This is a genomic window from Methylomicrobium agile (assembly GCF_000733855.1).
GTDB lineage: Bacteria > Pseudomonadota > Gammaproteobacteria > Methylococcales > Methylomonadaceae > Methylomicrobium > Methylomicrobium agile.
In genome coordinates, this window is sequence record NZ_JPOJ01000001.1 from 4,139,620 (window position 1) to 4,152,036 (window position 12,417).

General features: G+C 54.9%; 11 protein-coding genes. All 11 read right to left on the minus strand.

Annotated features, from left to right (window positions below; all coding sequences use genetic code 11):
- Window positions 1-71 precede the first annotated feature (71 nt).
- Genes CC94_RS0119110 through CC94_RS0119160 form a run of 11 tightly spaced genes read right to left on the minus strand, consistent with a single transcriptional unit; the run spans window position 72 to window position 12,411 of the window.
- Window positions 72-1,364 carry a DUF3523 domain-containing protein gene (locus tag CC94_RS0119110; RefSeq protein WP_031431829.1) on the minus strand — a complete coding sequence of 431 codons (1,293 nt, stop codon included), beginning with the start codon at window positions 1,362-1,364 and terminating at the stop codon, window positions 72-74.
- A gap of 9 nt (window positions 1,365-1,373) precedes the next feature.
- Window positions 1,374-1,997 carry a hypothetical protein gene (locus CC94_RS22600; protein ID WP_031431830.1) on the minus strand — a complete coding sequence of 208 codons (624 nt, stop codon included), beginning with the start codon at window positions 1,995-1,997 and terminating at the stop codon, window positions 1,374-1,376.
- A 3-nt stretch (window positions 1,998-2,000) separates the two neighbouring features.
- Window positions 2,001-2,420: a hypothetical protein gene (locus CC94_RS0119120; RefSeq protein WP_031431831.1), complete on the minus strand. Its 420-nt coding sequence runs from the start codon at window positions 2,418-2,420 to the stop codon at window positions 2,001-2,003.
- A gap of 9 nt (window positions 2,421-2,429) precedes the next feature.
- The gene (locus tag CC94_RS0119125; protein ID WP_031431832.1) at window positions 2,430-3,029 is read right to left on the minus strand and encodes a hypothetical protein; all 600 of its coding nucleotides are present in this window, start codon (window positions 3,027-3,029) and stop codon (window positions 2,430-2,432) included.
- 36 nt (window positions 3,030-3,065) lie between these two features.
- A complete protein-coding gene (locus tag CC94_RS0119130) occupies window positions 3,066-3,464 on the minus strand; it encodes a hypothetical protein (protein WP_031431833.1) in 399 nt (132 codons plus the stop codon).
- Entirely contained in the window at window positions 3,461-3,778 is a 318-nt protein-coding gene (locus CC94_RS0119135) for a hypothetical protein (RefSeq protein ID WP_031431834.1), read from the minus strand. Before CC94_RS0119135 ends, CC94_RS0119130 begins: the two co-directional genes overlap by 4 nt.
- Entirely contained in the window at window positions 3,768-4,175 is a 408-nt protein-coding gene (locus CC94_RS0119140) for a hypothetical protein (protein WP_031431835.1), read from the minus strand. Before CC94_RS0119140 ends, CC94_RS0119135 begins: the two co-directional genes overlap by 11 nt.
- Complete coding sequence (locus CC94_RS21870) at window positions 4,175-8,446, minus strand: beta strand repeat-containing protein (RefSeq protein WP_036304148.1); 4,272 nt, start codon at window positions 8,444-8,446, stop codon at window positions 4,175-4,177. The genes CC94_RS0119140 and CC94_RS21870 overlap by 1 nt, the downstream gene beginning before the upstream one ends.
- A complete protein-coding gene (locus CC94_RS0119150; protein ID WP_031431836.1) occupies window positions 8,443-11,061 on the minus strand; it encodes a hypothetical protein in 2,619 nt (872 codons plus the stop codon). Before CC94_RS0119150 ends, CC94_RS21870 begins: the two co-directional genes overlap by 4 nt.
- Window positions 11,058-11,747 carry a phage adaptor protein gene (locus tag CC94_RS0119155; protein ID WP_031431837.1) on the minus strand — a complete coding sequence of 230 codons (690 nt, stop codon included), beginning with the start codon at window positions 11,745-11,747 and terminating at the stop codon, window positions 11,058-11,060. Before CC94_RS0119155 ends, CC94_RS0119150 begins: the two co-directional genes overlap by 4 nt.
- A 7-nt stretch (window positions 11,748-11,754) precedes the next feature.
- A complete protein-coding gene (locus CC94_RS0119160) occupies window positions 11,755-12,411 on the minus strand; it encodes a hypothetical protein (RefSeq protein WP_031431838.1) in 657 nt (218 codons plus the stop codon).
- Between the last annotated feature and the right edge of the window lie 6 nt (window positions 12,412-12,417).

Genomic DNA, 12,417 nt, shown 5'->3' on the forward strand with positions numbered 1-12,417 from the left:
GAATTTGATTCACAATTCTAACGCAAAAGAAATAAAAAAGCCCGGATTAACCGGGCTTTTATTGTAGATCACTACTGCCCTTGCAGGGCCTTCTCGGCGGCCTGAATAATGTCCGGCCTGTCCTTGAATTGACTTCGGTTATTCAAGACATATTCCGCCTTGCGCCGCTGCTCATCAGGATCGGGCTTTGCAGGCTGCCGCCCCCCTGACGACCGGGTAACCTCCCCGGTATTTTTGTTGAAAGCCCCGGTAACGCGCTTCTCGCTGACCATCGTTTCAGGATTGTAATTTTCCTCGATGACTGGCTGATAATCGCCTTTTTCCTTACTGTTCTTGTTTATTACCTGAGTGACTGCTGCCGCGAAATCCGGGTTTGCCTGTAGGACTTGGCCAATGGCATCGTAACCGTCGATCCGCCGAATAATTTCCGGAATCCCGATCACGCGAATTTGATTGTCTGCCGGGCTCGATGAGCGGTATTGCGTCATCGGTCCCTCGTCAACGAATTCCTTCCCGCCCTTATTCACGATCGTTCTCACATTGAACACAAACCCTTTCCCATCCGGCGAAGGGTAAACATCGGATATTTCCTTCTTGACGACCTCGCCGCCTTTCAAATCCGGATTGTCGCCGTCATACGGTCCAAGTCCTTTATTGATGTCGGTCGCCTCCAGATCATTAAACGATTGCAGGACTGCCTGCTTGTTCTGCTGGAAGTATCGCGGGTCGGCTATCGCGGATTTAATATTTGTCACATTCCGACTGAATGATTGAAGGTCGCCAGCAATCCGCCCGACATTGACGCCGAGCGCCGTCTGAATATCGTTCAAGTCATTCAGTTCGTTCCCCTTGGTTAAGTGGATTGAAGTTAAGCCGGTATTGGGGTCCTGCCTGATCAGATTGGCTTGCACCCGCATCATGGCATCCTGCCGGCTTTTCTGCTCTTTCGCCCATTGGGTTTCGAGTCGTACCTTTTCGGTTTGCGCCAGATTTTCGTTGACCGCCGAACGCGCCTGTATTTTCTGAATACCAAGCTGCTTATTCTGGTTTTCAAGCTGTGCTTGCCGGTAGGCGTTATTGCTAAACTGGTCCGCCTCTTTCAATCCGAGTTCTCGATTATCTTTTACAAGCTGATGGCGGTATTTTTCCTGCTCTAATTGTGCGGACCGCTGTTGCGCTGCCAGTTCGTTGTTATAACGGTCCTGTTCGCGCTGATCGAGCATTTGTCGACGAGACAGTTCGTCCTGATACCTTGCGTCATCGGTCGCCATTCTCTGCTCGTAATTATCGTTTGCTCGGCGCCGCTGAAGCGCCGCATCGACCAACCCGAATCCCTGCGCAAACCCATCCGAAAAACCTGTCATGCTGCCTCCTTAACTGAATAGGCTGTAAGCCATTGAGCCGATAGCAGCCGCCCAACCGATGTAAGGGATGGCGGCCAACGCGGCGGAACCTGCCGAGGCCAGCGCGCCGCCCGCTGCTGCCGCTGATGCACCTGCACCAGCTCCACTCCCAAGCGCCCCAGCACCGGAAGTCACTGCAGCGCCAAGTGAGCCAGTAGTTTCAGCACCCGCTACCGCTGCGCCCGTCCCTGTAGCGGCTCCTGTTGTGGCCGCTCCGGTGGTTGCTGCACCAGTTGTTGTACCTACTGTTCCGGCAGCTGTTCCTGTTGCTGCACCCGTGCCCGTCGAAGACAGTTGGACACCTGCGTTCTCTGCTACATGCAACCCACTACCGCCCATTGCCTCGGCATTCGCCAAACTCTGACCAACCGGCGCGGCATTTGAAAGACCAAACCCAAGCGACTTTCCGCCATCTGCAATTGCCATCGATGCCATACCGCCCAACGCATTTCCGCGCATGCTCTGCTTGTTGTTACGCTCGGCCATTTCCAGCCCGGCATTGCTGGCCGCCAACTCATTACGGAGATTGGTCGACTGCTTGTTCAGCGCGTCCGCCTGCGCCAGTTGCTGACGCCCGGTATTCAAAATGCTCATACCTTACCCCCTACCCAACGTTGAAGCATTACCCAACCCGCCGCTGATTACCGCGTTACGCCGATCAATGTCCCACTGGTTCGCGGTATTGACCGCATTGGCCGACGAGGCCGATTTCTGCGTGTCGAACTGCGTCGACTGAGCCGATTTCTGCGCATCGCTCAGCCCCATGCCCATACGCTCACGGTCCCGGTTCTCCATCGACTGTGCGCCGGCATAGGCCGTATCGACCGCCTTGCGAGCCGTATCGATGCCTTCCTGGTTAAACCGGGTATGAATGCCCGAGCCCATATCCTTGATAATCTGATCCTCGATCGGTTGAAACCGCTGCTTGTAATCGCGCCACTGGTCGCGCACTAAAAATGCGCGCTTATTCGACGCATCCCGGTCGAATGATTCCGGCGTACTGCCGCCTCCGCCCATGATTCCCCCTTAAGTCTTGTTTTTGCTTGAACTGTTGGCCGTGGCCGCCGTCGCCATGCCGGTGAACGTGCCCCACATATTGGCGTTGCCCTGGTCATTATCGAACTTACTCTTTCCGCTGTTGATCTGGCCTTGCACCGAGTTGTTCGCTACGTCGCTCAAGCCCTGCAAGGACTGCACCGATTGGCCCTGCCCCATCGCAATGACGCCTTCCAAACCCTGCAGATACCGGTCGGTTACGCCCAGATTTGCCTTGTTTCTGGCTTGTGAAATGGTCTTGGCCTGATCCAGATAATCCGCTTGACCGACGCGCCCGCCGACCATCGAATCGGCCAGGCCCTGCGTCTGTGGTCCGTATTGCATCTTGGCTTCATTCGAAGCCAGCGACGACGCCTGATTGTGGTACATCGGGTTGTCCAGGCCCTGCACCTGCTTGATCCACTGGTTTTCGAGCGGGATATAACGCTTCTTGTAGTCTTCCCACTTGGCCTTTGAGATCCCGGCCATCATTTGTTCTTCGGGATTGACTTGCGGGGTTTGGCCGCCCCCGCCCCCGCCATAAAACTTGGGCGGTAAAAGCCAGAACAGCCAGAATCGAATAATAGACATGCTTGAACTCCTGTCATCACGACAGTCAGAGGAAAATCAAACGACCGGCAATCGATAGGCGGTCATTCCCGGCCAATGATTACGCTCGGCCAGACGGCGGAATCCAGGGCGCGGCGATTCAAAGATGATTGCCGTGGCGTAGATGTCTTTTGCAATAGCGCAGATGTCCGGATAGTATTCGTTCAGGTCATCGCCGCCACGCCCGACACAGATCCACACGAACAACTCCTTGGCCAGCGTGAACGGGTTTTCCTGCGGCTTAACGATCACGAAACCGTCCGGACACACGTAGCAAAACGCCCGGCCCATCAGGCATTGCGCGTAGACATCCTCGGACCGCCAGTCCAGATTATACTCCGCCTTTAATGCGTCCACATCAGCTTTTATCCGGTCCCAGACCAGGCGAATATCGACCAGTTCGAAGCGGCAATTCATGCAAATGCCTCTGCCTCTATTGCTCTGATTTCCGCCATATGATTTGCAGCATTGATCGCCTCGACCGCCGCATTCGACTCGGCGCGGATCGATTTAACCCAGTCCCATTCGCTCTGGATATAATCCCACTCCGCCTGCTCGTCAACCCCCCACTGAGCGGGGCCGATGCTCTGTAGTTCCACTGCTCGGGCGGTCAGGTTGGACTGCTTCCACTGAGGCAAACGGGCCAGAATAATCTGCCCGGCCTGCGCATTCACGCGGGCGACTGCTTCGGCTTTCAGTTGTTCAATGGGCCGGGTGACTTCAAACGGCATTGACGACCACCTCCCAGGAAAGATAAGGGAATTTCTCGATTTTAAGTTTCCACAAACCCGGCACGACAGTTGAAAAGGTATCAGGATCGGATAGTGTTCCGCTGATACTTTCGCCGGTTTCAAAACTTCTGGCGGTAAACACGGCATCGGCCGGGGCGCCGGAAAGGGTGACGGCATCTACGCCGTCCGCGATCAGTTCGGTCTTGTCTATTTCAGTAACTTGCGTTGGTCGAGTCATGGGCTCTCCTGCGGAAATATAGGTTGTTCGATGGTCATAATGCCCCTCGATCCAGGCGTATTCCGAGAATATGGCTTTCTGTCCTTCTGGGTTTTGGCCGGAGTAGACAGCTTGAATTTCTCCAGTTTCCGGCAAGTAAAATGTTAAGTTGGCGTTCATTAGCGTTTACCTGTTAAGCATTGAATATATCTACGGAATAAACTTGGCGGATTAGAGTTACTCCATTTTACCCCCGCAGCATTTCCATTAACCAATCGGATTCTTAGAGAATATGTTACCGAGGCTCCGGCTGCTGTTACATTGGTGAAAGTGCAAACGTGATTGGTAACTCCAGCACCTTCTATTAGAGACGCATCTACACTAGCTATGTATCCGTCGATATAAGTTCCATTGCGCATCAAGTCTATGCGTATATCTCCATGAGAAGCAGACCCAATAGCAAAACTAATTTCCATCTGAATTATACGGGTTACTTCAACGTCAACAGTAACAGGAGTTAGAGATATAAGACTAGAGTAACTTGTGACTGCTCCATTGGCTCCGTTTATCGAAGTAAAGTTGTAAACAGTTTCATTATTGACTGCTTCTGGTGCCGTAATCGCTCCGCCTTTCACCTGCAAAGTATCTACTTGGGCATTTCCAATATGCGCCGTCTGAATAGCCGCATTTCCGATTTGAGCCGATCCAATTGCGGTATTAGCAATAAAGGTAGAAATATTGGCTGATGTAAACTGAGGAATAGCACGCCTCCATGCCCCGCCAGATTTACTGTAAGTTATCCCTGTATCTGTATCGATATAAAAATCCCCATTGATCCCACTGCCAGAACTTGGGACTCCTGGGCCATACCAGATAGTGTTCTGGGTTGCATTGGCGGTAATTCCAGAAAGTTTCGCCCCTTCGACTGCATTGATCTGAGCCAGCGAAGTCGGTTTGTTGGAGACATTGACGCCCCAGTCCGCTCCGACCGTTGCATTGTCTGCTGGCTTACCTGTTCCGCTGATCGCCGACCAAACATTAACGTTTGCGGCAGGGATGTTATTGATAGTCCCCGTAACATTGCCATTAAAGGCGATGTTTGATTCTGGCCGATACGGATTTTCTTCGGACCTGGAAACCTTTACTAGAGTGGATAGAATCACCCCAGACGCCGCAATGTCCTTGTCCACCGAACGATACGCCTGAACCCCAAACGTGTAGTATCTATTCGCTGCTGTTCCGAAAAGAATAAACGCTCGTTTGGAGGCAGGGACTTCATAGACTGTTTCTGCTGCCGGGGTAGTGCCAAAGGCGTAGCTGGAGCTGCTCGTTGACTGGTAGAGATAAACGCGAAAGCCGTCAATGTCACCCTCATTGCCGCTCCAACTCCACTCAAAGCTGATATCGGCCGAACTATCGGTATTAATTGTGTGATCGACAGCGGTTCCGTCAGTAGGAATCGTCGGTGCGGTAATTGCCGCCCCGTTCCGATCATTCGCGGCGTTGAAATTGGTTACAGCCGTTGTCAGGACTGAGGCGGCCACGCTGTTGATGTTGCCGGTGAAGTTGCTGGCGGAGGTCGTCATATTGCTCCCCTGAAGCAACGCCGTCCCGGTCAAGCCATTCTCTGTCCGACGCACCGCCTGCAACGCGAAACGATAGGTGGTGCCTGGCTTCAGCACGAATTTGACACTGCCCGAAACCGCATTGGTTGCCATCGAGGGATCGGACGCCAGCACGGTGCCTCCGCCTTCCCGGTAGAAGATGAACAACTGATCGGCCGGCACCGCGCCTTGCGCATAGGTGTAGGGGACTTCCACCACAACGTTGCCGTCGACGGTCTGCGACTGCGTAATAGTGCCGAATGCCGCATTGTTGGTTGGCGCGGAATTATTTCGGTAATTGGCCGTGCCCGCATAAGCAGTGCTGCCGCTAGAGGCGTTGGCAACCACCGTTGTGGCCGCCGTCCCATTGATCGTGCCCGTAATATCCCCGGCAAACGCCACGGAACTGGATGCTCTCCAGGCGCCTACGGTGAACTCGCCAGTGGTTGTGGTTGCAGGCTTTGCAATCGCGCTCACCTTCAGTCCGGTCGGACTGACTGACGTGTCTACCACGCGATACGCCTGCACCCCGAAAGTGTAATAACTGTCGGGAGACATGCCAGTCAGCACAATCGCGCGTTTCGAGGCGTCTACATTGAACAGCTGCACCTGCTGAGCGGAAAGATCAACGGCACTTCCGGGAGCAGAAGCGCCGTTATTGTGCACATACACGAAAAACCCATCGATGTCCTTGTCGTCGCCGTTACTGCCGTTATAAGCCGTAAACAACCACTCGAAAGAAATATCGATGCTGCCGTTGGTATTGGTCGTGTAGTCCAGAACCCCAGCAAGTGCCCCGAATGTCGGCGTGGCCGGCGTAGTGCTCTTCAGGTCGTTCGATGTGAGGTAGTTTTGCGCGGCCGCTACCAGCGATGCGGCGGCCATGCCGTTGATGTTGGCGGTGTAGTTTGGCGTTCCGCCAGTCACTCCCCGCCAATCCGGGCCACTTGTCGGAGCTTGAATTGATCCAATTTCCAACCCACTTTCTGTCCGACGCGCAGCCGCAATACCAAAGCTGTAGGTGTCCGCAGGATTGACGCCCTCCAAAATATAGTAACTACCTGACACCGTGTTGACGTTGACGGTGACCGTGGAGTCGTTGATTGTCGGGGCGGCCCCGTCTTTCCGCCAGAACACCATCAACATATCCGCCTGCTTTGCGCCTTGCGCATAGGCGGACCAGTCCAGCCTGATATTGACAGTGCCGTTGCTGTTGGTGGTGATCGTAAGCCCGGAAGGTGTCGGGTTGTTGGTGGGAGCTCCCGCGCTCCGGTAATTGGCTGTCCCGGTAAAGGCAGCATTTCCGTTTCCGGCATTGGTGACAACAGTGTCTGCGGACACGCCACCCACTAAGGTGCCGCTTGGCGCCCCCACTGTAGCGCCATCCGCAGGTTTACCGGCCCCGCTAATCGATGACCAAACATTGACGTTCGCGGCGGGGATGCCGTTAATAGTGCCGGTGACATTGCCGTCAAAGGCAATGTTCGCGCTCGGCAGATAGGGATTTTCCGCAGCCAGTGAAGGCTTCACCAGCGATGACAGAATTACCCCGGATGCCGCAATATCCTTATCTACCGAACGATAAGCACGAACCCCGAACGTGTAGTAAAGATTGGGCACCACGCCAAACAGAATGAAAGCCCGCTTGGAAGCGGGAATTTCGTAGACGGTTTCATCTTTCGGAGAGGTCCCAAAGGTGTAGGCGGTACTCGAAATCGATTGGTAAACGAAAACCTGAAAGCCGTCAATGTCACCCTCATTGCCGCTCCAACTCCACTCAAAGCTGATGTCGGCAGAGCCGTTGCCTTGTAGCGCGTGATCAACGGCCTCCCCGGTTGCGACGATGGTCGGGGCCGTAATCGCGGCGTTGTTGCGGTCGTTTGACGCATTGAAATTGGTGGAGGCCGTAGCGATCGTCAAGGCGGACACGCCGGCCACCAACGTTCCCGCCGGAGCCCCCACCGTGGCGTTATTTTCCGGTTTGGTAGCCCCGCCTAAATTGGCAAAATCGATCGGGCTCCCGGCTTGCAATACGACGTGACCCGAACTATCGAAGATCGCGATATCGTGCGCCACAATCCCGCCATCCTTATTCAGCCGCCATCCGGTATGATCGTCAAAACTGTAATTCGACGACTGCAAGGTGTCGGTAATCTGCCCATAATCAATTGTGAGTTCGCCGATATGCGCATTGGTGATAATCGCATTGGCAATCTGCGCGCCCGTAGTAATCACGGCGGTATCGACCACCAATTGATTGGCGCCGATGGTGCCGGCCAGAATAGTGTCGCCATCGATAAACGCGCGGCCTGAATCCGTCGTCAGATCGGTGCCGCCTCGGTACGTCGCAATAATTCGGCCGCCCGCCTCGATCGCCGCCAACAGCGAAGTCGCCGTCGACAGGACATCTTGCCCGGGAACGTAGTAGATATACAGAACGCCTTCCACCCATTCAACGCCGGCCGTTTCCGCGGCGATCACCCAGGTTTGTAGGCCGTTCTTCGTGGCCGTCCCTTCCGACCAGGTTATCTTATTGGCCTCCGGATCGTTGGGCTTGAACAATAACCCGGTATAGGTGTAGGTATCGGCCGCCGTAGCCAGCTTGCCGATATCATCCCAAAATGCCTTGGATTTGAACTGTATCTCGTATGCCGGATTCGCGGCTGACGATAACGGCAAACCGCCAGGCTGCGAAGGCTGGCGAGCGCCATTGTCGACGACCACTGTTTTGACGCCGCCGCCGGCCGAAGACCCCGTTCCCCCATTGATCGCTTCGCGCACGGCAGATAGAAAATTGCGTAGCTGCGGCTCCAATCCGGCTGGCACGCTGGGGATTTTACGGCTCATGCCAATTCCTTCATGCTATTGGCAATGGTGACTGAATCGACCGACGAAGACCCGGTTATCTGTAGCTGAAATTCGATAGCTTTGTACCCGGCCGGTAGACGGGCCGCGCTGTTGCCGCTGATCAGCATATTGGTGACGACATTGATGCCATCTGCCCATAGGTTGAATGTCACCGGACCCGACGCAAACACCCGAATCGCCGCCGGGCACATCGGTACCGGCACGCGCTGCGGCTTGCTCTTCCAGGTCATCGAAGATGGGGAACCGGTTTCCCAGGACTTGATATTACCGTTCGCATCCAGCAAGAACAGCGTGTCGGATTGATTGTCCCGGTACCCAGCGATAAAGTTGAAGCCCTCCAACTCCGTCAATACCGTTTGCTCATCGCGCATGTCGAACATGAACGCCTGGGTATCCGAGAAACCGATATAGATGCCCTCATAAAAGAATCCGCGCATCGTGCTCGGCGAATACGCTTGCCATTGATCGCGCGTAAAGAACTGCTGCGATGCCACAGCCATATCGTTGGCCGTGACCGACAGCAGGCCGTCCGGAGACGCCATCATCACATAGCCGCCCATATTGACGATGCTGGCCCGATTGGCACACGTTTGCGGATGATCGATCAATACCGCGCTCAGTTCTTCGGGCCGCTGACCGGTTACCAGATACGGAGCGTCTTCGGTCAGCACGATAATCGAATCGCCGGTGATTGCCATGCCGGTGATCGGCTTGGAAAATGACAACTGATTGAGCGGATTGAACGCATGCGGGAAACCGATTTCACTCGCGCACACGGCATTCCCAGAGAACCCTACCAAAAACCCGTTCGGCGTTACCATGATGCCAGCCAAATCGGCCGGTGGAGGAAACCATGTGGTCGATGGCAGAATCTCGCCCAGGGAAACATCGAGCAGATTATCCTGCATCGTCAAATCTTCGATTGGCGCTTCGCCGACATACAAATAGGTCGTATCGGTCGTGCCTTGCGCGGTTCGATACACCCGGCGCCGGGCGCCCGCGCCCAGGTTATAACCTGACAAGGGCTCGCCCACGAACGCCAGCGCCACATCCTGCAGGTCGTTCACTTTAATCAGCGCGGGCGGCGATGGGGGGCCTTCCTCGCCAAGTGGCGTTACGTAGGTAAACACGTAGTACCGCTCTTTTTCGGTCGCTTCTTCGACGAACGCCTCGACAATCGCCTCGTCTTTCAAAATGGTGCCGAACTCGATCGCCTGGATGATCGATCCTTTCGCGCGCAACGACGAATCGAAATAAAACGTCCGCCCGGCCGTCGTAGCCACAGTGCGCATCACGATACCGTTTTTGCGATAGATCACCGATGTACCGGCGTACTCGACCTCGAACCGGTCGCCGGCCGCATAAGTGCCGAATGCGCCTCGATCGACGCCAGACTCGTAGATCTTGATATTGCCGCTTTCGTTACCGACAATTGCGTAATCGATATTGCCGTAACCGCTCGCCGTTAATGGCGGACCGTTCAGGCCGCCGGCCGCGCCTTTCGTCGAGCCGAACTGAAACTTGACCAGACATCCATCCGTGTAGTTTTCCAGCGTATAAGCTTGCCGGTTCCACGCCGCCGCGCCTTTGGTTTTCTCCGCCCGATTCCCGGTAATGTCGGCGTTGCCGTTCAGCGTCACCCCGCCGGCCTTAAATACCGGATCGACATCCGGCACCGAATATGCGCCAAACTCGATGTTTTCGACGGCCGAACCCTGCCCTGCCAGCGACGAATCAAAATAAAATTCCCGTTCGATCAGCGTCTTCGATTCGCGCAGCACATCGCCGTTCTTCTTATAAAGAATTTGGGCGCCGCGATACTCGATCTCGAACACATCGGTATCCGCATGCGTTCCGTAAGAGCCTTTCACTTTTCCGGCTTCATAGATCGAAATCACGCCCTTGTTATCGCTCAGAATGCCGAAATCGATCGACGCCATAGTCGCCTTGGTCGACGGATCGCCATCAAGCCCGGCAATCGCGCCGTACGCGCGGACCGGCAGCGTAAAGCGCAACGCGCAGGCCGATTTATACGATTGCACGGAATAGCCTTGCTTATCCCATTGGCCGTTCGTCGCATCGGTCGTTTTCGTAACGCTGTTGGCGCCAAGCGTGGCGCTACCGGTCAACGTGAGCGGTCCCGCCGTAAATTCGATCGCCGACGCAACCGTACCCGATGTCGGCGCGCCGGCAGCCGCAGACGTGCTCAAAATGGGCGGATACGACGGGCGAGGCACGCCGAGCAAGAGCCCCTTCGAAAACACCAGGGATTCAGTATCGGTAAACCCGTATTTAGGCGCCCCATCGCCGGTATAATAGATACGGTTGTAGATGTCGTTGGCGATAGGATTCCTCACCACATTGACATCTTGAGCATCCCAGTACAGCCACTCCCATACGCCCGGAGATGTTTCGTGACGATAAATACTTTTCGACGTGGATGGAACCGTAGCGATCTGAGTCGTGCCTTTTAATGGCACCAACGCACCACTATCGACGCGCAGATTTTTCGCGATCGTAGCCATGTTGCCAGGCAGCAGCGCAGCACTTATCTTTGGCGCGATGCCGCCGAACTGCTCCAGCTTAATACTCATCGGCGCAAGTCTTTACGGCCTTCGTCACGCGTATCGTCGCTTACCGCGGAATCAACCTTGAACTTCGCCCCGACGGCATTGACGAACGCCGAGTAATGATTCGCGCTACGTTCAGCTTGATTGGCATACTCCGAATCTTTCGAAAACGCGCGGTATAGAATGTAATCCAACAGCGCGTTGCTGTAGTAGTCCGCAATCGTAATCTTCGTGCCGGAATTAACATTGTTCACCTGGGTAGGCACCTTGGAGTAGACGATCTCGATCTGGCTCGGCGCAATCGGCTGCGGCGGATACACGTAGAACGTCTTGTTGTTGTCCTCTGCATCATAGACTGCATGAATCACCTCGTTGCTAGGCGTGGATGACGTCCAGTTCGGCACATAGGCATCCATATAGGCGCGCGTCACTTCGCGGATGATGCGGCCGGGTGTATTGCCGCCAACACCCATGTTTCGAACAAACCCGTTAATCCGAATCGAATCGTCCGGGGCCTCCTGTTTGGATCCGGCCACCAGTGTAATAAGAGCGGTGGACGGGTTGCAGTTCGGCACCATCAGGGTAATTTCAGTTTGCCCATCATTCAGATAGCCGAGCAGCTCAGACGGGAACCATCGGGTTTGCGACGCATCGCCCAACAGGATCGAGGCCTTGTCGATAATTGTTTTTGCATCAGTCAGAGACGGCATAATTCACCTATTTAAAATAACTACGCACATGGCCTGTTCCATCCGCGATTCGCGGATGCCTAAACCCGGATTTTGCATAACGCCTAGCCTCTTCGACTCCGGCATCGAATTTGAGCAGATTGAACTGAGCCCCGGCCGGACTCGACCACGGCGTTTCCGGCATCGCCATCAACACGGCTTTGGCGCCGGCCGACACCTCGTAAAACCAGCGTTCGCCAAACTCATTATCGATCGATGTCGCGTCCCGAGTCGGGAGCAGCACAAGAGACGCCGTGATACTGCCGGAGCGGTCTGCATCATTATCCGGCGTCAGCACGAACGTATTCGGCGATTGCATGACGAAATAACTGACACTCGTATCGTGCGTTGCTGTTCTCCAACCGGGATAGCGCTTATCCATCCATTCCGAAGAAGCAGCTTGCACTTCAATGCTGCTTTCCGAGTTGTGTATGACGATGGGTGACACGACGCTTTCAATTTGCGTGCCGCTCGGCACGGCAAGGGCGTAAATCCCACCCGCATAACTCAAATCGGCAGGCTTCCGATACGCCGTAGATTCCCGGCAAAACCGCACCAGGGATTCTCTAACTGCCTTGATGACCAGGGGCACAGGCGCCCCCAGGCATTCTACGGTGACATCATCGATCCAATCGTCGAACGTCATTGACCT

Coding starts and splice junctions, on each gene's coding strand:
- CC94_RS0119135 (WP_031431834.1), bottom strand. CDS start 3,778: ATGCCGTTTGAAGTCACCCGGCCCATTGAACAACTGAAAGCCGAAGCA.
- CC94_RS0119160 (WP_031431838.1), bottom strand. CDS start 12,411: ATGACGTTCGACGATTGGATCGATGATGTCACCGTAGAATGCCTGGGG.
- CC94_RS0119140 (WP_031431835.1), bottom strand. CDS start 4,175: ATGAACGCCAACTTAACATTTTACTTGCCGGAAACTGGAGAAATTCAA.
- CC94_RS0119155 (WP_031431837.1), bottom strand. CDS start 11,747: ATGCCGTCTCTGACTGATGCAAAAACAATTATCGACAAGGCCTCGATC.
- CC94_RS0119110 (WP_031431829.1), bottom strand. CDS start 1,364: ATGACAGGTTTTTCGGATGGGTTTGCGCAGGGATTCGGGTTGGTCGAT.
- CC94_RS0119120 (WP_031431831.1), bottom strand. CDS start 2,420: ATGGGCGGAGGCGGCAGTACGCCGGAATCATTCGACCGGGATGCGTCG.
- CC94_RS0119125 (WP_031431832.1), bottom strand. CDS start 3,029: ATGTCTATTATTCGATTCTGGCTGTTCTGGCTTTTACCGCCCAAGTTT.
- CC94_RS0119130 (WP_031431833.1), bottom strand. CDS start 3,464: ATGAATTGCCGCTTCGAACTGGTCGATATTCGCCTGGTCTGGGACCGG.
- CC94_RS21870 (WP_036304148.1), bottom strand. CDS start 8,446: ATGAGCCGTAAAATCCCCAGCGTGCCAGCCGGATTGGAGCCGCAGCTA.
- CC94_RS0119150 (WP_031431836.1), bottom strand. CDS start 11,061: ATGAGTATTAAGCTGGAGCAGTTCGGCGGCATCGCGCCAAAGATAAGT.
- CC94_RS22600 (WP_031431830.1), bottom strand. CDS start 1,997: ATGAGCATTTTGAATACCGGGCGTCAGCAACTGGCGCAGGCGGACGCG.